Origin of the sequence: Paraburkholderia sp. (genome assembly GCF_026225065.1) — a bacterium.
GTDB lineage: Bacteria > Pseudomonadota > Gammaproteobacteria > Burkholderiales > Burkholderiaceae > Paraburkholderia.
Map to the genome: position 1 here is coordinate 1 of NZ_JAMFSB010000179.1, position 21,986 is coordinate 21,986.

Annotated in this window: 20 protein-coding genes; 16 read left to right on the top strand and 4 right to left on the bottom strand. The window is 62.6% G+C overall.

Annotated features, from left to right (window positions below):
* The first annotated feature begins 241 nt into the window (after positions 1 to 241).
* Complete coding sequence (locus M0954_RS13345; protein WP_297353685.1) at positions 242 to 1,744, top strand: Fic family protein; 1,503 nt, start codon at positions 242 to 244, stop codon at positions 1,742 to 1,744.
* A 107-nt stretch (positions 1,745 to 1,851) separates the two neighbouring features.
* Here M0954_RS13345 and metK read toward each other — a convergent pair whose 3' ends face one another.
* Positions 1,852 to 3,039: a methionine adenosyltransferase gene (metK, locus tag M0954_RS13350; RefSeq protein ID WP_297353687.1), complete on the bottom strand. Its 1,188-nt coding sequence runs from the start codon at positions 3,037 to 3,039 to the stop codon at positions 1,852 to 1,854.
* 276 nt (positions 3,040 to 3,315) lie between these two features.
* Between metK and M0954_RS13355 the strand changes: the two genes are divergently transcribed.
* The 9 genes from M0954_RS13355 to hslU all read left to right on the top strand — a co-directional run bounded on the left by M0954_RS13355 (position 3,316) and on the right by hslU (position 12,969).
* Positions 3,316 to 4,200, top strand: coding sequence for a lipid A biosynthesis lauroyl acyltransferase (locus M0954_RS13355; protein WP_123385185.1), 885 nt, complete (start codon positions 3,316 to 3,318; stop codon positions 4,198 to 4,200).
* 45 nt (positions 4,201 to 4,245) lie between these two features.
* Complete coding sequence (gene dapF, locus M0954_RS13360; protein ID WP_122153102.1) at positions 4,246 to 5,109, top strand: diaminopimelate epimerase; 864 nt, start codon at positions 4,246 to 4,248, stop codon at positions 5,107 to 5,109.
* A gap of 109 nt (positions 5,110 to 5,218) precedes the next feature.
* Positions 5,219 to 5,932 (top strand): DUF484 family protein, encoded by a 714-nt coding sequence (locus M0954_RS13365; protein WP_122153101.1) that lies wholly within the window; start codon positions 5,219 to 5,221, stop codon positions 5,930 to 5,932.
* 62 nt (positions 5,933 to 5,994) lie between these two features.
* Positions 5,995 to 6,918, top strand: coding sequence for a tyrosine recombinase XerC (xerC, locus tag M0954_RS13370; protein ID WP_297353689.1), 924 nt, complete (start codon positions 5,995 to 5,997; stop codon positions 6,916 to 6,918).
* Positions 6,919 to 7,005: 87 nt separating this feature from the next.
* On the top strand, positions 7,006 to 8,208 hold the full coding sequence (locus tag M0954_RS13375; RefSeq protein WP_297353690.1) for a class I SAM-dependent rRNA methyltransferase: 1,203 nt from the start codon (positions 7,006 to 7,008) through the stop codon (positions 8,206 to 8,208).
* Between the two features lie 177 nt (positions 8,209 to 8,385).
* Complete coding sequence (locus tag M0954_RS13380) at positions 8,386 to 9,474, top strand: GTP-binding protein (protein WP_297353692.1); 1,089 nt, start codon at positions 8,386 to 8,388, stop codon at positions 9,472 to 9,474.
* A 754-nt stretch (positions 9,475 to 10,228) separates the two neighbouring features.
* Positions 10,229 to 10,648, top strand: a complete 420-nt coding sequence (gene dksA / locus M0954_RS13385; RefSeq protein ID WP_074263073.1) for an RNA polymerase-binding protein DksA — start codon at positions 10,229 to 10,231, stop codon at positions 10,646 to 10,648.
* A gap of 440 nt (positions 10,649 to 11,088) precedes the next feature.
* Complete coding sequence (hslV, locus tag M0954_RS13390; protein WP_122153097.1) at positions 11,089 to 11,625, top strand: ATP-dependent protease subunit HslV; 537 nt, start codon at positions 11,089 to 11,091, stop codon at positions 11,623 to 11,625.
* A gap of 9 nt (positions 11,626 to 11,634) precedes the next feature.
* Positions 11,635 to 12,969: an ATP-dependent protease ATPase subunit HslU gene (gene hslU / locus M0954_RS13395; RefSeq protein ID WP_122153096.1), complete on the top strand. Its 1,335-nt coding sequence runs from the start codon at positions 11,635 to 11,637 to the stop codon at positions 12,967 to 12,969.
* A 176-nt stretch (positions 12,970 to 13,145) separates the two neighbouring features.
* Here hslU and M0954_RS13400 read toward each other — a convergent pair whose 3' ends face one another.
* Entirely contained in the window at positions 13,146 to 13,688 is a 543-nt protein-coding gene (locus M0954_RS13400; protein WP_122153095.1) for a response regulator transcription factor, read from the bottom strand.
* Complete coding sequence (locus M0954_RS13405) at positions 13,685 to 14,995, bottom strand: ATP-binding protein (protein ID WP_297353694.1); 1,311 nt, start codon at positions 14,993 to 14,995, stop codon at positions 13,685 to 13,687. Before M0954_RS13405 ends, M0954_RS13400 begins: the two co-directional genes overlap by 4 nt.
* A gap of 102 nt (positions 14,996 to 15,097) precedes the next feature.
* Between M0954_RS13405 and M0954_RS13410 the strand changes: the two genes are divergently transcribed.
* Positions 15,098 to 16,732, top strand: a complete 1,635-nt coding sequence (locus M0954_RS13410; RefSeq protein WP_297353696.1) for a hypothetical protein — start codon at positions 15,098 to 15,100, stop codon at positions 16,730 to 16,732.
* Positions 16,733 to 16,794: 62 nt separating this feature from the next.
* Here M0954_RS13410 and M0954_RS13415 read toward each other — a convergent pair whose 3' ends face one another.
* Positions 16,795 to 17,007: a cysteine-rich CWC family protein gene (locus M0954_RS13415; protein ID WP_297353698.1), complete on the bottom strand. Its 213-nt coding sequence runs from the start codon at positions 17,005 to 17,007 to the stop codon at positions 16,795 to 16,797.
* Positions 17,008 to 17,295: 288 nt separating this feature from the next.
* Between M0954_RS13415 and argB the strand changes: the two genes are divergently transcribed.
* The 5 genes from argB (at position 17,296) to metW (ending at position 21,983) form a co-directional block, all read left to right on the top strand.
* The gene (gene argB / locus M0954_RS13420) at positions 17,296 to 18,195 is read left to right on the top strand and encodes an acetylglutamate kinase (protein WP_074263065.1); all 900 of its coding nucleotides are present in this window, start codon (positions 17,296 to 17,298) and stop codon (positions 18,193 to 18,195) included.
* Between the two features lie 246 nt (positions 18,196 to 18,441).
* Positions 18,442 to 19,242, top strand: a complete 801-nt coding sequence (locus M0954_RS13425) for a pyrimidine 5'-nucleotidase (RefSeq protein ID WP_122153091.1) — start codon at positions 18,442 to 18,444, stop codon at positions 19,240 to 19,242.
* Positions 19,209 to 19,898 (top strand): nucleoid occlusion factor SlmA, encoded by a 690-nt coding sequence (gene slmA / locus M0954_RS13430; protein ID WP_122153090.1) that lies wholly within the window; start codon positions 19,209 to 19,211, stop codon positions 19,896 to 19,898. Before M0954_RS13425 ends, slmA begins: the two co-directional genes overlap by 34 nt.
* 334 nt (positions 19,899 to 20,232) lie before the next feature.
* On the top strand, positions 20,233 to 21,378 hold the full coding sequence (locus M0954_RS13435) for a homoserine O-acetyltransferase (RefSeq protein WP_133892670.1): 1,146 nt from the start codon (positions 20,233 to 20,235) through the stop codon (positions 21,376 to 21,378).
* Positions 21,375 to 21,983, top strand: coding sequence for a methionine biosynthesis protein MetW (gene metW, locus M0954_RS13440; RefSeq protein ID WP_122153087.1), 609 nt, complete (start codon positions 21,375 to 21,377; stop codon positions 21,981 to 21,983). The genes M0954_RS13435 and metW overlap by 4 nt, the downstream gene beginning before the upstream one ends.
* Positions 21,984 to 21,986 lie beyond the last annotated feature (3 nt).

The following is a 21,986-nucleotide window of genomic DNA, read 5'->3' on the forward strand; positions in this document are numbered from 1 at the left end:
GGTTCGGCTTCGCTAGTCCTTGAGGACTGGCGATTCGTAAACGTCGCGCCGGGCTGTTCGACACCAACTCGTTTACGACAAAATCACCCGCTCGTTAGCTGGTTGGCGACAGTTTTCGTCAAGAAAGCGGATTCATTAGCGGAAAAACGACATCCGAGGCGCACGTAGAGTGGCCGAGGATTAGCCAAAAAACGACAACTAGATTAAAATAAAAGCTCAATTGCGACAGGGACAGCGCGAGATGAGCGGACTCAAAGCGGAAAAACGACAATCCGAAGAACTTCTGTTTGCAACCGGCAACCCTGCACTCGACCGCGACCTGCAACGGCGCGCGAAGAGCGGTCAACTGACTCGAATCGCTGCTGGCGTCTATGTCGAGGCGGGCACTGACGAAGAAATCGCAGGCCGGGTTCAACGAAACTGGCAAAAGCTTGCAGCTCATGCTGTTCCTGGCGGAGTCGTTTCGCATCTCAGCGCGTTCACGCGAGGTATCACGGCTGCCAATGAAGTCGTGATATCTCATCCCACACGCTTCAACCGGCGTATTCGGTATCGTGGCCTCACGTTCGTCTTGCTTAAGGGGCCGGGCCGCCAACCCGGCGATTTCCCCCTCGGGTCATTTGATCTGTACTGGTCATCGTTCGAACGCGCCCTACTCGAAAATCTAAGTCGCGGCTCCGGGAGCACCCGCGCGCCACGCGAAGAAGTAGAAGAGCGGCTTATCACCTGTCTGAACGCAAACAAGGAGTCCGGACTGAACCGGATTCGGGACCGCGCCAGGGAATTGTCTGGGCCACTGGCCGCAGAGGCCAGCTTTGAAGTCCTCAATGGTATTGTCGGGGCGCTCCTAAGCACTCACTCGAAAGGCGCCCTAAAAACAAAAGCTGGGTTAGCGATCGCCCGCGGCGCCCCCATCGATGCAAACCGTATTAGTCTCTTCAACTCGCTTGCAACCGCTCTGCGGCTTGCGGTGCTGCCAGATATTGCGGAGATCGCCGCGCAAGGCAGCAGTCGAATCAATTTCGCATTCTTCGAGTCCTACTTTTCCAACTATGTGGAAGGGACAAAATTCTCCGTAGAAGAAGCCGAAGGCATCGTTCTACGCAACAAGATTGTTCAACAACGCCCCAAGGATTCCCATGACGTTCTCGGCGTGTTCGATCTTGCCAACAAGACTGACACCCGGGCCGCTGTTCCACCGGTCGGTGAGGACTTCGTCGATGTTCTACAGCACCGGCACCTGGCAATGCTGGGACGACGTCCCGAAGCGAGTCCCGGCCAACTGAAACTTGAAACGAACTATGCCGGCACCACCCAATTCGTCCAACCTTCTCACGTTCGCGGGACGCTCGCAGAAGGGTCGCGTCTGGCGTTGACCGTTCCCGAGGGGCTTGCTCGGGCCGTCTACTATCTGTTCCTGATCGCGGAGGTTCATCCGTTCGAGGACGGTAACGGACGTTTGTCGAGATTGGTCATGAACGCCGAGTTATCCAGAGTGGAGCGCTGCCGCGTAATCATCCCGACGCTCTTCCATCCCCAGTTCGTCGATTGTCTTCGAGTGCTCACACAGGGGCAGCAAACGGAGCCGCTGATCAAGGCTATTTCCCGGATGGCGGTGTGGTGCGCCCAGTTCGACTATTCGGACCTCGTGAAGTTGATCCCTCTGATAAAAGCCACAAACGCCTTCGAAGAATCACCCGCGGAGTTTCGTCTGCTCAACGCGGATGGTTCCCGCGCAACGTGAGGATTGCTCTCCCCCGAAGCCAACGATCGATTTCGAGCTTGAGTCGTAAAAAACCCCCGCCGGCGTTAAACCGAGCGGGGGTCTTTGCTTGCAGCAGTCAACCGCGCTTAAACGACCGCGGCAACCGGCTCCGTACCAGCAGCCTCGGCGAGGATCAGCGCCTTGTCTGTCGCTTCCCACGTAAATTCCGGCTCTTCGCGGCCGAAGTGGCCATAAGCCGCGCTCTTCTCGTAGATCGGACGCAACAGATCCAGCATCTGGATGATGCCCTTCGGACGCAGATCGAAGTGTTCCTGCACGAGACGCGTGATCGTCGCATCCGACACGCGGCCCGTGCCGAACGTGTTGACCATCACCGACGTCGGCTCCGCCACGCCAATCGCATACGACACCTGAATCAGGCAACGCGACGCCAGACCGGCAGCCACGATGTTCTTCGCGACGTAACGGCCAGCATAAGCAGCCGAACGGTCGACCTTCGACGGGTCCTTGCCGGAGAACGCGCCGCCGCCGTGCGGTGCTGCGCCGCCGTACGTGTCGACGATGATCTTGCGGCCCGTCAGGCCGCAATCGCCTTGCGGGCCGCCAATCACGAAGCGTCCGGTCGGGTTGACCAGGAACTTGATGTCGCCCTTGATCAGATCGGCCGGTAGCGTCGGCTTGATGATTTCTTCGATCACGGCTTCACGCAGCGTGGACAGTTCGATATCCGGCGAATGCTGCGTGGACAGCACGACCGTGTCGATTGCATGCGGCTTGCCGTCGACATAGCGCACGGTGACCTGCGACTTCGCATCCGGACGCAGCCAGGGCAGACGGCCGTCGCGGCGCAGGTTGGCCTGGCGCTCGACCAGACGGTGCGACAAGTGGATCGGCAACGGCATCAGTTCCGGCGTTTCTTCACACGCAAAGCCGAACATCAGGCCCTGGTCGCCGGCGCCCTGATCGAGGTTGTTGTCATGTGCACGGTCGACGCCCTGGGCGATGTCCGGCGACTGCTTGTCGTACGCGACGAGCACCGCGCAACCGCGGTAGTCGATACCGTAGTCGGTGTTGTCGTAGCCGATGCGCTTGATCGTATTGCGCGCGACCTTGATGTAGTCGACGTTTGCATTAGTGGTGATTTCACCGGCAAGCACGACGAGACCGGTGTTGCACAGCGTTTCCGCGGCAACACGTGAGTATTTGTCCTGAGCCAGGATCGCGTCGAGAATCGCGTCCGAGATCTGGTCCGCCACCTTGTCCGGATGGCCTTCGGAAACCGATTCTGAGGTGAAGAGATAGTCGTTTGCCACGTTGCAGACTCCTGTTATGTGGTTACGGTTGAGTTTCACGTAGCCAGCTCCGGGAGCCTGAAGCGGCGACGCTTTAGCGGATTTCCTGACCGCCGGGTGCGTATCACGTGGATCGCGCCTGGCAGCTTCGCCCCGCAAGTTGTCTATTAACTCGGCGAAGCCCTTATTATAGCGACTTCCTACAATTGTCACAGAGTACCCACGCGTGTTGTATTTCGACTCGTTTTCGGTTTTCTCGAACGTAGCGTCCCCGAGTGTGCGCCGCGGAGCGTCAGCATGCTGAGCCGCTTCGGATCCAAACTCGCCATCGGACTACTGAAACTGTTTGCGCTGTTGCCATACGGCCTGATCGCCCGCCTCGGCGACGGCCTCGGCTGGCTTCTCTATCAGGTCCCCAGCAGCCGCAAGCGCATCGTCCATATCAACCTGAAACTGTGCTTCCCCGAGTGGAGCGACGAACGCCGTGAGGACGTCGCGCAGAAGCACTTCCGCCACGCGATCCGCAGCTATGTGGAGCGCAGCGTGCAGTGGTTCGGCTCGGCCAGGCGGCTCGAGAAACTGATCCAGCTCGACAGCGCGATCGACCTCACCGATCCCAACCTGCCGCCCACGCTGTTCCTCGGTTTTCACTTTGTCGGCATCGAGGCAGGTTCGATCTTCCTCAACTACTCGCTACAGCGCCAGTGCGGTTCGCTTTATCAGCCAATGTCGAACCCGGAACTCGAGAAAGTCGCCAAGGCGGCACGGGCGCGCTTCGGTGCGGACATGGCGAGCCGCGCCGACAGCGCGCGCATGGTGCTGCGCTGGCTGCGCGACAAAAAGCCGGTCATGCTGGGCGCCGACATGGATTACGGCATGCGCAATTCAGCCTTCGTGCCCTTTTTCGGGGTGCCGGCCTGCACGCTGACGGCCGTCGGGCGGCTTGCGAAGGTCGGCCATGCACAGGTGGTGCCGTTTATCGGCGAGGTGCTGCCGAAGTACAAGGGGTACCGTCTCAAGGTGTTCAAGCCGTGGGAAAACTACCCGACCGGTGATGACGAGGCCGACGCGCGCCGCATGAACGCCTTCCTGGAAGAGCAGATTCCCAAGGTGCCGGAACAGTATTATTGGGTGCACAAACGCTTCAAGACGCGGCCGCCGGGCGAGCCTAACGTGTATTGAAACGTCGTTCGACGCACGTCTGCGCGCGTCACTTACAATAGCGCCATGAGATTGAAATTCACCAAGATGCAAGGCGCGGGCAACGACTTTGTCGTGCTCGACGGCTTTACGCAGCCGCTCAAGCTGAGCGCGGAGCAGGTGCGCGCGCTCGCGGACCGGCACTTCGGCGTCGGCGCCGATCAGCTGCTGCTGGTCGAAAAGCCCACCGTCGAAGGCGTGGATTTCCGGTACCGCATTTTCAATTGCGACGGCGGCGAGGTAGAGCATTGCGGCAACGGCGCACGCTGCTTCGTCAAATTCGTGCGCGACACCCATCTGACCGACAAGCGCAGCGTGCGCGTCCAGGTGCAAAATGGCGTCCTTACGCTGACCATACAGGACAACGGCGAAGTCACCGTGGACATGGGTGTGCCGGTGTTCGAACCGGCCCGCGTGCCGTTCGATGCAGGCAGCCTCGAAGGCCGCCGTGAAGGCGACGACACGCTCTGGCCGCTCGAGGTGAATGGCGCCACACGCTGGATCTCAGTCGTTTCGATGGGCAATCCGCATGCGGTGCAGGTGGTCGACGATGTCGAGGCGTTTGCCGTCCTCGTCGACGGCCCGCTCATCGAACATCATCCGCGCTTCCCGCAACGCGTGAATGCCGGCTTCATGCAGATCGTCGCTCGCAACGAGATCAGGCTGCGTGTCTACGAGCGCGGTGCCGGCGAAACGCTGGCGTGCGGCACGGGCGCCTGCGCGGCAGTCGCCGCCGGCATTCGCCGCGGGTTGCTCGACACGCCGGTGAAGGTACATACCCATGGCGGCGCGCTGACCATTTCCTGGAACGGTGAGCACGAAAACACACCGCTCCTGATGGCCGGTCCCGCTGCGACCGTCTTCGAAGGTGAGATCGAACTGGCCGACTGAGCGAACGAACGCGCGGCCGGATGCACAGCCCGCGCCTGACCCGACCAGTGGCCAGTTGCCCCCAATGACCGACGCGCCCACGTAAGGGCGTAGTCCTTTAGCCGAAACCATGAACGATCGCGAAGTCGCCGAATACCTGCTCGCCAACCCCGATTTTTTCGCGGAACACGCGGAAATGCTCGCGACCATCAAGCTCGCGAATCCGCACGGCAAATCCGCGGTCTCGCTGCAGGAACGGCAGATGGAAATGCTGCGCGACAAGAACAAGCTTCTCGAACGGCGTCTTGCCGAACTGCTGCGCTACGGGCACGAGAACGACAGCATTGCCTCGAAATTCAACCGCTGGACCACCCGTGTGATGGCTGAGCGCGATCCGTACGCGCTGCCGCGTACCATCGCCAACGGTCTGCGCGAGGTGTTCGACGTGCCGCAAGCAGCGCTGCGCGTGTGGGACGTGGCCGACCCGTACAACCAGGCGGACTTCGCGCGCCAGGTTGGCGAGGAAGTCCGCATCTTCGCGAATAGCCTCACTAGCCCGTACTGCGGGGCGAATACCGGCTTCGAAGCGGCCCAATGGCTCGTGCCGGCAGTGACCTCCGTACCCGCGGAAGGAGCCGCGGCACAGGAAGGTGCCCACGCAACGGAATCGATCGCGCTGCTGGCTTTGCGCGAACCCGAGGGCCAGGAAGACGCGCCGACTTTCGGCTTGCTGGTGATGGGCTCACCCGACCCGCGCCGCTTTCACGAAGGCATGGCCACCGACTTCCTGACGCAGATCGGTAGCCTCGCCAGCGCGGCGTTGAGCCGTCTGCTGCCGCGCTGACGCGTCCGGCAGCACGCGACTTCGCCACCCCGACACCGCTCGCACAGCCCGCGCCCGCTACCGTGACCACCGCCAACCCGATCGTCGACTACCTGTCGAACCTCGAGCATGAGCGGCGGCTATCGGCGCATACGCTGCGTGGCTACACCCACGAGCTCGACGAACTGAAGCTGCTGGCCAAGGGTCGGCCGCTCGAAAGCCTCACCGCTATCGACATCCGCGGCGCCGTCTCCAGAGCACACGCGGCAGGCATGACGGCGCGCTCGATCAGCCATCGGCTGTCGGCATGGCGGGCGTTTTACCGCTGGCTCGCAGGCCGCGTCGACCTGCCGGCCAACCCGGTCGCCACCGTGCGGGCGCCGAAGCAGGCGAAAACGCTGCCCAAGGCGCTCTCGGTCGACGACGCCAACCGGCTGATGGAAGCGCCCAGCGCCGGCACCGCCGAAGGGCTGCGCGATCACGCGATTCTCGAACTGTTCTATTCGTCTGGCTTGCGCCTCGCCGAACTGGTCGGGCTGGACGTGCGCTTTGCCGACGCCGACGGCTATCGTTCCGCTGGCTGGCTCAAGCTCGAATCGACGGAAGTCGAGGTGCTCGGCAAGGGCAACCGGCGCCGCATCGTGCCGGTCGGCAGCAAGGCCATCGACGCACTCAACGCCTGGATCGCGGTGCGCGGCGAGTTCGTCAGGCAGGATCCGCATCCGCTGTTTCTGTCGGCGCGCGGCAAGCGGATGTCGCCGAACGTCGTGCGCGACCGCGTCAAACGCCTGGCGCTGGTCGCCGGCATTCCTGCCAACGTGCATCCGCACGTGCTGCGCCATTCGTTCGCGACCCACGTGCTGCAATCGAGCGGCGACCTGCGCGCTGTCCAGGAACTGCTCGGGCACGCCAGCATCACGGCGACCCAGGTGTACACCGCGCTCGATTTCCAGCATCTGGCGCACATCTACGATCAGGCGCATCCGCGCGCCAAAAAACGCGACTGAGACGGTTTTCCTGGGCCTTAGATGCCCAGAGTCTCCTGTTTCGCCGCTTTACGCGGCACCTTGTTCTGCTCAACACCTCTCGAAGTCATGAATATCGTCACGCTGAAACCGTCGAAAGAAAAGTCGCTGCTGCGCCGCCATCCGTGGGTCTACGCGACCGCTATCGACCGCGTCGACGGCAATCCGGCAGCCGGCACCACCGTGCTGGTGCGCTCGCACGACGGCCGCTTTCTGGCGCGTGCCGCCTACAGCCCGCACTCCCAAATCCGCGCGCGGGTGTGGAGTTTCGACGAAGCCGAGCCGATCGACCACGCGTTCTTCAAGCGCCGCGTGCAGCGCGCCATCGAGCACCGTCGTGCGATGGTCCACAACACCGGTGCCGTGCGCCTCATCTTCGGTGAGGCCGACGGCCTGCCGGGCCTGATCGTCGACCACTACATCGCCGACGACGCCGGCCAGCGCAGTCAGCTCGTCTGCCAGTTCATGGCCGCGGGTGTCGAGGCGTGGAAAGAGGCGATCGTCGCGGCGTTGAGCGTGGCAACCGGCTGTCCGAACGTCTACGAGCGCTCGGACGTGTCGATCCGCGAAAAGGAAGGTCTGGAGCAGATCACCGGCGTGCTGGCGGGCGAGCCGCCGTCCGACCCGCTGATTGCCAGCGAAAACGGCGTGCGCTACCACGTGGATGTGCGCAACGGCCACAAGACCGGTTTCTACGTCGATCAGCGCGACAACCGGGCGCTGGTACAGCAGCTCGCGCAGGATCGCGAAGTGCTGAACTGCTTCTGCTACACCGGCGGCTTCTCGCTGGCCGCGCTCAAGGGCGGGGCGAAACGGGTGGTTTCGATCGACTCGTCCGGCGAGGCGCTGGCGTTGGCGCAACAAAACGTCGTGGCCAACGGTTTTGACGCCGGGCGCGCCACCTGGCTCGACGCCGACGCCTTCAAGACGCTGCGCCACCTGCACGAGGAAGGTGAGCGCTTCGATCTGATCGTGCTGGATCCGCCTAAATTCGCGCCGTCACGCGAACACGTGGACCGCGCCGCGCGCGCCTACAAGGACATTAACCTGACGGGCCTCAAGCTGCTGCGCCCGGGCGGGCTGCTCTTTACCTATTCGTGCTCGGGCGCCATCGACGCCGAGCTGTTCCAGAAGATCGTCGCCAGCGCGGCGGCCGATGCCCGCGTCGACGCCCGCATCCTGAAGCGTCTCGGCGCCGGCGTCGATCATCCGCTGCTCACCGCATTCCCGGAAGGCGAGTATCTGAAAGGCCTATTGTTGCAAATCGCCTGATCGCCCATAGTTTGGGGATATTTCCCTTGCTGGCAGCGGGATTTACGGCGCGTCCGGAACCCGGCCTGCAGCGGCTTGACAGATATGTTTCAATAACCGATCGGCTCGAACGGCGCGGCCTACGTCCGCGGCGTTCGACACAAGCATTCCGATTCACGCACAAAACAGGCGACCACCATGATTCCCGTCACTATCCTGACCGGCTTCCTCGGCAGCGGTAAAACCACACTGCTCAAGCGCATCCTGAACGAAAAGCACGGCATGAAGATCGCCGTGATCGAGAACGAGTTCGGCGAAGAGAACATCGACAACGAGATTCTCGTGCAGGACAGCAACGAGCAGATCATCCAGATGAGCAACGGCTGCATCTGCTGCACGATCCGCGGCGACCTGGCGCGCGTGCTCAGCGATCTGGCCGCGAAAAAGACCGCCGGCGAGCTGGATTTCGAGCGCGTCGTGATCGAAACCACGGGTCTCGCGAACCCGGGCCCGGTCGCGCAGACGTTCTTCATGGACAACGAGATCGCAGACGAATTCCTGCTCGACGCGATCATCACGCTGGTGGACGCGAAGCACGCGAATCATCAGTTGGATGAGCATGAGGTAGTGCAGCGCCAGGTCGGCTTTGCGGACCGCCTGTTCGTCACCAAGTCGGACCTTGTGGATGAGGCTACCCTCGACGACCTGCGCCATCGCCTGCTGCACATGAATCCGCGCGCGGCGATCAAGGTGGTGAATTTCGGTGAAGCCGACATCAAGGAAATCTTCGATCTACGCGGCTTTAACCTGAACTCCAAGCTCGAAATCGACCCGGACTTCCTCGCCGAAGACGAGCACGCGCATGACCACGCCCATGATCACGACCATGGGCACGATCACGATCATGCGAATTGCGACCACGATCATGGCCAGTGCGATCACGAAGGCCACGACCACGGCCACGCGCACCACCACCATGCGCATCACGACGACAAGATCAAATCCTTCGTGTTCCGCAGCGACCGGCCGTTCGATCCGAACAAGCTCGAAGACTTCCTCGGCGGCATCCTGCAGATCTACGGCGAGCGCCTGCTGCGCTATAAGGGCGTGCTGTATATGAAAGGTGTCGACCGCAAAGTGGTGTTCCAGGGCGTCCATCAGATGATGGGCAGCGATCTGGCCGCCAAATGGCAACCGGTCGAAAAAAAGAACAGCAAGATGGTGTTCATCGGCATCGAACTGCCGCAAGACCTGATCGAGGACGGCCTGAGCGCTTGCCTGGCGTGAGTGCCTGCCTTGCCTGAGGGGCGGATTGGCCCGAGCTGCGGCTCGCGGGTTTGCGGTGGCGTACGCCCGCGGCGTTCGGCGTTCGGCGTTCGGCGTTCGGCGAGCGGCGAGCGGCGAGCGGCGAGCGGCAGAATAGCGCCCGAAAAAGAGCCAAAACGAGCCGGGAACGCGAAATGCTGCGGGCTCGACAAGTCCCGAATCCGGCTGAAGCCGACCCGAGAGCACGACACGTGTGAAAAACGCGTGAAAACCCCTGTTGCAGGAATCGTGCACGCCCATCGCTTTTTAGCCGTTCGCGCGTTATATTTTCGGGATATTGGCGTGCCGCCCCTCGGAATAATCCCGGTTGCGGCGGCGGATTGTGATTCAGTTACAATACGTGCCCACTGGAGAATGAGAACGATTGCCCGGCCAGCGCGTATCCCGCGCCGGGCCTGACGCGGCGCCGGAAAATCTAGTCCGGGAGCAGCACGCCGACAAGCTGGCTGGCCCACCGCCTCGAAAGGCGCGCCGCCGGTAAGTAATGCCTCAGGAGCATTTGAAGATCGTTTCCAGAGGAGTTCGGCCCCGCATCGACGCCTGGGCGCCTGGCGCTTTGGCGTCCGGCGTTTAGGACGCCCCGCGCTTCGGCGTCACGACAGCCCACCGTCCGTGTTCGCCGGCGCTCATTGAGCGTTTGTACGCGCCTTTGCGGGCAACACGAGAGTGCGGGCAACATGTACGAGTTTTGCCTCACATTGAAGAAGCAAGCCAGATGACGACGAAACGACTCTTGACCGAAGCCGAAATCCTGAAGATGAGCGACAAGGATTACATGAATGAGGATCAGCTCGCTTTCTTCAAGAACAAGCTCGAACAGCTGCAGGCGGACATTCTCCGCAATGCCGGCCAGACGACCGAAAACCTGCGCGAAACCGTGATCGTGCCGGACCCGGCCGATCGCGCGACGATCGAGGAAGAGCATGCGCTGGAACTGCGCACGCGCGACCGCGAACGCAAGCTGCTGAAGAAGGTGCAGCAATCGATTGCGCGCATCGAATCGGGCGAATACGGCTGGTGCGAAGAAACCGGCGAGCCGATTGGCATTCCGCGTATGCTGGCCCGGCCCACGGCAACCCTGTCGCTCGAAGCGCAGGAACGCCGCGAATTGCGCCAGAAGCTGTTCGGCGACTGAACGTCTGCGGCGCGGCTACCGCGCGCCCTGATACGCTGCTTCGTTGAGAGGCGCACGGTGAACTGTGCGCCTTTTTCTTTGCGCGGGTTGGGTCTCGAACCAGCGCGCCATGCCTTGATCCGGCTGCCATCCGGCTGCCGGAATCTTTTACCGCCCTGTATCCGGCTTCGCTGTAGAGCCGGTCATTTCTCTGTCCGCCCTTCTGATCTCCGCGACGTACCCCTTCTCAGCCGCTTTTTTCCGGCGTATTTCCGCCCTATGCCGCCCGGCTAGCTCTTGATATGACGGCGCAAGCCCTAAAATAAACCGGACATGCGTTGCATGAGCACGCCGCGCGGGCCGCTTTCTATCGGCTATACGCGGTGGTCCGCCGCCCAACGCATCGGCACGATGGCGCACAAGCGCCTCCGCGCCCTACCCGTTTTGCAAAAGGAATGCATATGGAGCAATTTCACGGCACGACGATCGTCTCCGTGCGTCGCGGCGACAAGGTCGCCCTCGGTGGCGACGGCCAGGTCACGCTGGGCAATATCGTCATGAAGGGCGGTGCCAAAAAAGTCCGGCGCATCTATAACGGCCAGGTGCTGGTCGGTTTCGCCGGCGGCACGGCCGATGCTTTTTCACTGCTCGACCGCTTCGAAGCCAAACTCGAAAAACATCAGGGCAATCTGACCCGCTCGGCCGTCGAGCTCGCCAAAGACTGGCGCACCGACCGCATGCTGCGCCGGCTCGAAGCCATGCTGATCGCGGCCGACGCGCACACCACCCTCGTCATCACCGGCAACGGCGACGTTCTCGATCCGGAAGGCGGCATCTGTGCGATCGGCTCCGGCGGCGCCTATGCGCAGGCGGCGGCCAAGGCACTCACCGACAATACCGAGATGTCGCCGCGCGAGATCGTCGAAAAGTCCCTGCAGATTGCCGGCGACATGTGCATCTATACGAATCACAACCGCGTTATCGAGACGATCGAGTAAGGACCCACGATGAGCACCATGACCCCTGCCGAGATCGTCTCGGAACTCGACAAGCACATCATCGGCCAAGGCCGGGCGAAGAAAGCGGTCGCGGTGGCGCTGCGCAACCGCTGGCGCCGCCAGCAGGTGGACGACCCGCTGCGCCAGGAAATCACGCCGAAGAATATTCTGATGATCGGGCCGACAGGCGTCGGCAAGACGGAAATCGCCCGGCGTCTGGCCAAGCTGGCCGACGCCCCGTTCATCAAGATCGAAGCCACCAAGTTCACCGAAGTGGGTTACGTGGGCCGCGACGTGGACAGCATCGTGCGCGATCTGATCGAAATTTCGGTCAAACAGACCCGTGAAACCGAAATGCGCAAGGTGCGCACCAAGGCTGAAGATCAGGCAGAGGACCGCATTCTCGACATCCTGCTGCCGAGCGCGCGGCCGGTCGGTTTCGGCGCCAGCGACACTGCAGACGAAGGTAGCACGACGCGTCAGACGTTCCGAAAGCGCCTGCGCGAAGGCCTGCTCGACGACAAGGAAATCGAGCTCGATGTCGAGCAGCCGCAGGTGGGCATGGACATCATGGGGCCTCCGGGCATGGAGGACATGACCGAGCAGATCCGTTCGATGTTCGCCAATCTCGGCGGCGGCAAGAAGACGCGCCGCAAGCTGAAGGTCAAGGAAGCGCTGAAGGTGCTGACGGATGAAGAAGCGTCCAAGATGCTCAACGACGAGGAAGTGAAAACCAAGGCCGTGCAGAACGTCGAGCAGAACGGCATCGTCTTCCTTGATGAGATCGACAAGATCGCCTCGCGCAGCGAAGCAGGCGGGGCCGAAGTGTCGCGCCAGGGTGTGCAACGCGATCTGCTGCCGCTCGTCGAAGGCACGACGATCAACACCAAGTATGGCATGGTGAAGACCGATCACATCCTGTTCATCGCGAGCGGCGCGTTCCACCTCGCGAAGCCGAGCGATCTGATCCCCGAACTGCAAGGCCGTTTTCCGATTCGCGTCGAGCTGGATTCGCTGTCGGTCGAGGACTTCGAATCGATTCTGGTGTCGACGGACGCGAGCCTCGTGAAGCAATACCAGGCACTGCTCGCGACCGAAGACGTACGCCTCGACTTCGCCGACGACGGCATTCGCCGCCTCGCTGAAATCGCCTTTTCGGTGAATGAAAAGACCGAGAATATCGGCGCGCGCCGGCTTTACACCGTGATCGAAAAGCTGTTGGAAGAGGTGTCGTTTGCTGCCGGCAACCATGCCGGCACGGATGTCAGGATCGATGCAGCGTATGTCGACCGCGCGCTGAACGAAGTCGCTGACGATGAAGACCTGTCGCGGTATGTGCTTTAACAACGGCACGCGGTTCGCCGTCGGCGGCGTAGTCCGCTGCTGAAACCGCTGAAACAAGACGCATGCAGCAGGAAAAACGGGCGGTCTCTTGCGAGACCGCCCGTTTTTTATTAATGCTCAACGGCTTCCTGGCGACGCATCGCCCGTGGCCGCAGCGTCCACCCGCGCGCTCGCACTCACTGCTTCACCGGCCGCTTCGCCAGCTTGCGCTGCAACGTCCGCCGGTGCATGTTCAGCGCCCGCGCCGTCGCGGAAATATTGCCGCCGTTCTCCGCCAGCACGCGCTGGATATGTTCCCATTCGAGCCGGGCCACCGAAAGCGGCGTGGGATGCTCAATTGCCGCGTCCGCCTGCAGCGCGCTTGCTTCGCTTTGCAGTGCCGAGAGAATCGTCTCCACGTTGGCAGGCTTGGCCAGATAGTTGTCGGCGCCATCCTTCACCGCCTGCACCGCAGTCGCAATGCTCGCGTAACCGGTCAGCACCAGCATCCGCGCGTCCGGTTGCAGTTCACGCAGTGGCGCCACCAACGTTAGGCCCGAATCGTTGCCCAGGTGCAAATCCACCGTGATCTGGCTGAACTTCTGCTGGTTCGCAAGCTTGATCGCCTCGTCAGCGTTGTGCGCTTCGGCCACCGTGTAGCCCCGCCGCGTCAGACCGCGCGCGAGGATGCCGGAGAACACTTCGTCGTCGTCGATCACCAGAAAATTCATGTCGCTCATGCCTGTTTCTCCGTATTGGATGACGCGGTGCCTGTGCGGCCCGCGCCGGATGATTGTCGACCCGCCACCGGCAAGCGCAACACCGCGCGGGTGCCGCGCGGCCTGGTCTCGCGGGCATCGGTCAGCTCGATCGATCCGCCGAGCCGCGCCGCTGCCGAAAACGCCAGATACAGCCCCACGCCATGACCACCCTGGGTGCTGTCGACTGGCATCGAGCCAAGCGAGCCGCGCAACGATGCCGGTATGCCGGGCCCTGCATCGCAAACTTCAAACTGGATGCGATCGCCCGGCAGCGAAAGCGTCGCCGCCAGCGTCACATGATCGGGGCTCGCGCGCGCTGCATTGTCCAGCAGAATCGTGAGAATCTGGCTGACCGCAACCGTATCGTCAAGATTCATTTCGGCGGGCGGCGTGCCAAGTTGCTCGAACTTGACGTGCGGATGACGCAGACGCCACTGCTGCGCGAACGACTCGAGCCACTCGCCAACCGGCTGCCGGCTCGCGGGCGCTGAGGCGCGCGAGCGCAGCCGTGCAAGCGCTGACGTACACAGCGTCATCTGCTGCTCGAGCAAGTCCAGATCCGCGGTGTAAGGGGCGAGACCCTTGTCGGTACGCGCTGCGTCGCGCAGTTCTTCGGAGAGCATCGCAATGGTCGATAACGGTGTGCCAATCTCATGCGCGACGGTCGCCGCCTGCACTCCGAGGGCCACCGCGCGTTCGTCCCGCAAGAGTCGCTGCTGGGCGTCGCCGAGTGCTGCGTCACGTTGCCGCAGTGCGCGCGACATGCGTGCGACGAACCATGCAATCAGGCCCACGCTCACCGTAAAGTTCACCCACATGCCTGCGCGATAGTAGTCGAACAGATTGGCTGGGTTGTCGAGATTCAGCGGCACGGAATCGAAGCCGAGCACGGCATAGCAAGCCACCGCAAACGCCGCGAGCCACAGCATCAGATGCCACGGCAGCACCGCCGCCGCGATCGCGAGCGAGGGCAGGTAAAGCGAGACGAACGGATTGGTCGTGCCGCCCGAGAGGAACAGCAAAGCCGACAAGGAACCGAGGTCGACCCATAGCTGGCCGAACAGTTCGAGATTGGATTCGGGCCGCTGGCGCGAGACCCGCCACCAGGTCAGCGCGTTGAAGGCCACTTCGAGGCTGATCACGAGCAACATGGCGGGCAGCGGCAGATGCACGCCGACAAAGATCTGCACGACAGCAATGGTCACAAGCTGGCCGATGATCGCAAGACTGCGCAGCCAGAACAGATGTCCCAGGTTGACTCGGCCGGTAACGGTTATACGGTGCATAACGCCAGTTTACCTGTTGGGAGTTGTCCGACACACTACGCTAAGCGCGGACAGTACCATCGACCGTTTTGACTGCAATCGCGCCCTCGCCTGGACAGACTTATGCCGCATACGATTTCCGACCCCGGCCACCCTGCGTGGGTCGCCTTTCTGACTTTTCTGCAACGCGCCGCGGCGGCGCAGCAGAACGGCGAGGCCGAAGCACAGGCCATCTGGCTTGAGGCCGCCGCGCTTCTGCAGCCGGTCGAACACGACACGCTTGCAAACATCACTGGCGCGCTGCTCGAACAAAACCGCCACGACGACGCCATTGCGTTCGCCGCCAGTATTGCGCAACTGCGTCCCGACGACGCCGCGGCCAGCTTCCGCCTCGGCTACGCGCTGCAGCTCGCCAAACGACACAGCGAGGCGCTGGTACCGTATCGCCACGCACTCACGCTCGAGCCAGACTTTCCGCAACTGCGCACGAATCTGGCTGGCGCACTCGCGCTCACCGGCGGTGATCTGGCCGAACAGGTCACGTTACTGGAAAGTGCGGTCGCAGCCGACCCGCTCGACAGCAACGCCTGGATCAATCTCACCCAGGCGAGCCGCTTTGCGATGAATCTGCCACGCGCGCTGGAAGCCGGCGCTCGGGCGGTCGAACTGGCGCCGCATAGCCCATTGGCGCTGAACAACTATGCGCTGGCGCTCAAGGAAGCGCAACGCTGGGACGACGCCGTTCATTTCGCGCAAGCTGCCTGCGAACTCGCGCCCGGTGACCCGGCGATGCGATCGAATCTCGCCTTGCTGCACCTGGTGCATGGCAACTACGCGCAGGGCTGGCCCGCTCACGAAGCGCGCTGGCAAGGTTCGAAGGAACTCGACGGCAACCGCCCCGCGATGCCGGCGCCGCAGTGGCAGGGCGAGCCGCTCGCCGGCAAGACACTGCTGGTGTGGGGCGAGCAGGGCATGGGCGACCTGCTGCAGTGCTGCCGGTTCATCCCGCTGCTGGCGGCGCACGTCCATGCGCAAGGCGGCCGCGTCGTCTGGAACTCGTTCCCGCAGATGGGAGCGTTGCTCGTGCGCAGCCTTGGCAGTCACGCGGACGGCTACTCGGCGGGTGGCGGCGTCGAGACGCTGCCCGCGTTCGACTATGAGATCCCGCTAATGAGCGTGCCGCTCGTGCTCGGCACGCTCGGCGATATCCTTTCCCGCTCGGTGCCGTATCTGCAAGCGGATCCCGCCGCCAGCGCAACCTGGCGCGAACGGCTTGCTGGAGAAAAACGGCTCAAGGTCGGGCTGGCGTGGACCGGCAGTCTTAATCACCAGCGCAATCCGTTCCGGGCAGTGGGTTGGCAGCGCTATGCGTCGGCCTTTACCGACATCGACGGCGTCGCGTTCTATTCGCTGCAGCATGGCGCTGGCGCAGATGTGGCCGCCGCGCAAGCAGCGGGGATGCCAATGGCCGATTACACCGGCGAGCTGAAAAGTTTTGACGACACTGCGGCCTTCGTCAGCGCGCTAGATCTGGTGATTACGGTGTGCACGTCGGTCGCTCATCTGAGCGGTGCAATCGGGCAGCGCACGTGGGTGCTGCTCGACGTCAATCCGCACTGGACATGGCTGCTCGAACGCAGCGATAACCCGTGGTATCCCGCCGCTACGCTATACCGGCAACAGCAATTCGGCGACTGGGATCCGGTGCTGGAGGACGTGGCGCGGAACCTCGGCACGCTAGTAGCGTCAGCGAGGTGAGCGGCCATAAACCCGCGGCGGCAGTCCACGGCAATACCCGGCCCTCAGACTCCTTCACCACCCTAAACGCTGCCCGCCTGCACGCGGGCGATATCGGCCGCGAGACATTCCGGGCACAGACACGGACTGCCCGGATCCAGCCGTTCGGCGGGCAGCGCCGGCATCGATTTGCACCAGCAGTCGAATGGCTGGCCGTGCATTGCACAGTCGAACACGCTGCGGCAGCGCGGGCAACGGGCGCTCTGTGCATGCGCCTCAGAAGCGGGCTGTTTCATGGCGACCCAATGAAGTACCGGACATCCGGTCAGGAAATGATGCCACGTCTGGCAAGCCACCTGAAAGCCCCTACCGCGACGGTGCGTCCGTAACCCGGTAATTCGGCCGAATTACCCGTGCAAACGGCGCCGAAAACGGTGCATAAGTGGCGTGCGCGCAACGTCGATTGCGCACTGCGAAAGCCTAGCGGGGCCGGGCGTCAGAACACGTCTGGAAAACCCTGTTGCAGCGCGCCAGTCCTGTACAATTCGCCGTGTTTCAACTGATCCATGCCGAGCCCTGCCGCCATGTCCGAAATTCCCGACCTCTCGCAGATCGCCCCCACCCTGAAGGCTGAAATCCTGGCCGAGGCGCTGCCTTACATCAAGCAGTATCACGGTAAGACCGTGGTCATCAAATACGGCGGCAACGCGATGACCGAGGAGCGCCTGAAGCAAGGCTTCGCGCGCGACGTCATTCTGCTGAAACTGGTCGGTATCAATCCGGTCATCGTGCACGGCGGAGGCCCGCAGATCGATCAGGCGCTCAAGAAGATCGGCAAGCAGGGCACCTTCATCCAGGGCATGCGCGTCACGGACGAAGAGACGATGGAAGTCGTCGAATGGGTGCTCGGCGGTGAAGTCCAGCAGGACATCGTCACGCTGATCAATCACTTCGGCGGCCAGGCGGTGGGCCTGACCGGCAAGGACGGCGGCCTGATCCACGCACGCAAGATGCTGATGCCCGATCGCGACAACCCCGGCCAGTATGTCGACATCGGCCAGGTCGGCGAAGTCGAGGCCATCAATCCGGCGGTCGTGAAGGCACTGCAGGACGACGCGTTCATCCCGGTGATCTCGCCGATCGGCTTCGGCGAAGACGGCCTGTCGTACAACATCAACGCGGATCTGGTCGCGGGCAAGCTGGCGGTGGTGCTAAACGCTGAAAAGCTCGTCATGATGACCAACATCCCCGGCGTGATGGACAAGGAAGGCAATCTGCTCACCGACCTGTCGGCGCGCGAAATCGACTCCCTGTTCGAAGACGGCACGATCTCCGGTGGCATGCTGCCGAAGATCTCCTCCGCGCTCGACGCGGCAAAGAGCGGCGTGCGCTCGGTGCACATTATCGACGGCCGAATCGAACACTCGGTGCTGCTCGAAATCCTGACCGAGCAGCCGTTCGGTACGATGATCCGCTCGCATTGAGCATGCTTCGATATGCGGCGCGTCCCGAGGATGTGCTGCATATTTCGCCTGGCGTTTTCCCTCGCCTTGGTGCGTCGGTTTCAGCATCGCACTCGGCATCAATTCAGCATCAAGCGCCCGGGCCAATCGTCTGCCGTGGCGCTCTTCCCTTCCCTTTTTCTCCCGCCGCACGCATGATGGACCGCAGGCATCCGCTCGTTCATTTCATATCGCGGCGGCACGAATCAAGTCCGCACTCCCATCACCATGCGCACCTTCCCGTCCAGACACGCTAAACGCCGCCGGCCTCACATCGCGGGCGGCAGCCCGGTATGGCTGTTCGATCTCGACAACACGCTGCACCACGCATCGCACGCCATCTTTCCCGAGATCAACCGGGGCATGACGCAGTACATCATCGATTCGCTGCAAGTGGAACGCGAAGAAGCCGACCGCCTGCGCAAGGTCTACACGGACCGTTACGGCGCGGCGCTGCTGGGCCTCGCCCGCCACCATCCGGTCGACGTACACGACTTTCTGAAGGTCGTGCATACGTTCGCCGATCTGCCTTCGATGGTCCGCAGCGAACGCGGCCTGGCGCGTCTCGTCGCCGCCTTGCCAGGTCGCAAGATCGTGCTGACCAACGCCCCGGAAGCCTACGCGCATGCGGTGCTGGCCGAGCTGCGCATCGAGCGGCTGTTCGAGCGCGTGATCGCCATCGAACATATGCGCGATCGTCGCGGCTGGCGCGCCAAGCCTGACGCCAGCATGCTGCGCCGGGCAATGCGCGACGCCCAGGTGCCGCTCGCCGACGCCATCCTCGTCGAAGACACGCGCTCACATCTGAAGAACTATCGACGGCTGGGGATCCGCACTGTGTGGATCGTCGGCCACCTGCCCAGCAAGGTGCGCGCGGACGGCGTACCAGGCCTGCTGCCCGGCACTGGCCGACCGCACTATGTCGACCGCCGGATTCGTTCGTTAAAATCGCTGAGATTGGGCACCCGCTCAGTGCGACTGAAGGGACGACAGACATGCAACCGGATCACAAGCATGACGAGGCCGTAACCGAAGACCCGCCAGCCACGGGCAGTACCCGCGCGGCCCGCCTGAAGCCGGGCGAGCGGCGCGTGCATATCTTGCAGACGCTCGCCGCCATGCTGGAGGCGCCGAAGAACGAAAAGATCACCACGGCGGCGCTGGCCGCGCGCCTGGGCGTCTCGGAGGCCGCGTTGTACCGGCATTTCGCCAGCAAGGCGCAAATGTTCGAAGCACTGATCGAGTTCATCGAACAGTCGATCTTCGGGCTCATCAACCAGATCGCGACGAAAGAGCCCAACGGCGTGCTGCAGGCCCGCGCGATCGCATTGATGCTGCTCAACTTTTCCGCGAAAAATCCCGGCATGACGCGCGTGCTGACGTGCGAAGCGCTGGTGGGCGAACACGAGCGGCTGACCGAGCGCGTCAACCAGTTGCTCGAACGCGTCGAAGCGTCGCTCAAGCAATGCCTGCGGCTCGGCCTGATGGACGCCAACTCGCAGGCTAACGGCAATGCGCCGGCGCAGAGTCCTGCCGTACCTCTGCCAGAGGACTACGACCCCGCCGTGCGGGCGAACCTGCTGCTGAGCTATATCGTCGGCCGCTGGCACCGGTACGTGCGAGGCGGCTTTACACGCAACCCGGCCGAGCAAGCCGACGCCCAGTTAAGATTGATTCTTCAGTAGTCCGCGGGAATCGCAGGCGTCGCGCATCACGATTGCAGCTCACCGCGATCCGGTTTCACCGCTTGCGCAATCGTCCAGGCATCTGGATTCAACCCGCGCCGGGCGACGCCCTCAAGGCGCTGGCGCCGCTGCCGCGCGGAATTTTCCGCTATACTTTGCGCTGAATGTTGTGACTGACGCGCCGATTTGCTGACTCGATTGCGGGCGCGCGAACCTGCCGGAATTCCATCTGGCGGTTCACTATAAATGCGGCTAAAGAGGTCGTCAGCTGCGCACATTGTTCTTCTCCGTGCCTTGCCGACACCATTTAGCCGCCCTGCTGAAGGCGGAATGAATGGATTCGATCGGTATCGTCGCTCCCCAGAAAATGCATTTCTCCGAGCCACTGCTCATGCAGAACGGTAGCTCGTTAGCCGGTTTCGACCTGATGGTCGAAACCTACGGCACGCTCAACGCTGCGCGCAGCAATGCCGTGCTCGTCTGCCACGCGCTCAACGCCTCGCACCATGTGGCGGGCGTCTATGCGGACGACCCGAAGAACGTCGGCTGGTGGGACAACATGGTCGGCCCGGGTAAGCCGCTCGACACGAACAGGTTCTTCGTCATCGGCGTGAACAATCTCGGCTCGTGCTTCGGCTCGACCGGCCCGATGAGCCTTAACCCGGCGACCGGTGAGCCGTACGGCGCGAGCTTTCCGGTGGTGACCGTAGAAGACTGGGTGAATGCGCAGACGCGCGTCGCCGACAGCTTCGGCATCGAGCGTTTCGCGGCGGTGATGGGCGGTAGCCTCGGCGGCATGCAAGCGCTCGCGTGGAGCATGATGTATCCGGAGCGCGTGGGCCATTGCATCGTGGTGGCGTCTACGCCGAAGCTGTCCGCGCAAAACATCGCGTTCAATGAGGTTGCGCGTTCCGCGATCCTCTCGGACCCCGACTTCCACGGCGGCAACTACTACGCGCACAACGTGAAGCCAAAGCGCGGACTGCGCGTGGCACGCATGATCGGCCATATCACCTATCTGTCCGACGACGACATGGCGGAGAAATTCGGCCGCTCGCTGCGCCGGGCTGAGGGCGCCGTCGACGCGTACAACTTCAATTTCGACGTCGAGTTCGAAGTGGAGTCGTATCTGCGATACCAGGGCGACAAGTTCGCTGACTACTTCGACGCCAACACCTATCTGTTGATCACCCGCGCGCTCGACTACTTCGATCCGGCCAAGGCCTTCGAGGGCGATCTGACCAAGGCCGTTGCGCATACAACGGCGAAATACCTGATCGCCAGTTTCACGACCGACTGGCGCTTCGCCCCAGCCCGTTCGCGCGAACTGGTGAAGGCACTGCTCGACCACAAACGCACGGTGACGTACGCGGAAATCGACGCTCCGCACGGCCACGACGCATTCCTGCTCGACGACGCGCGCTATCACAACCTGATGCGCGCCTATTACGAACGTATTGCCAACGAGGTGAACGCATGAACCAGCGTGCTCTCGATTATCTTGCGCTGCGCCCCGACTTTCGCGCCATCGCCCGCTGGGTTGAACCGCGCGCAACGGTGCTCGATCTGGGCTGCGGCGACGGCTCGCTGCTGTCGACGCTCATCGAGGAACTCGAAGTCTCCGGTTACGGCATCGAGATCAACGACGCCGGCGTCCTCGCCGCCACAAAGAACGGCGTCAACGTGATCCAGCAGAATCTGGAAGACGGCCTGCGCCTCTTCGAAGACGGCAGTTTCGACTTCGCGATCCTCTCGCAGACGCTGCAGACTATCCATCAGACCGCCGCGATCCTGCGCGAGACAGTGCGGGTCGGCAAGGAATGCATCGTCTCGTTCCCGAATTTCGGCTACTGGGCGCACCGCATTTCCGTGTTGCGCGGCCGTATGCCAGTGTCGAAATCGCTGCCTTTTCAGTGGCACAACACACCGAACGTGCGGGTGCTGACGATCAAGGATTTCGAGGCGCTGGCACCCGAGGTCGGCATCGAAATTCTCGACCGTGTCGTGCTGCACGGCGGCCAGGCGGTGCGCTGGGGCGCGAACTGGCGTGGTAGTCTTGCGGTCTATCGCGTCAAGAAAAGCTAACGC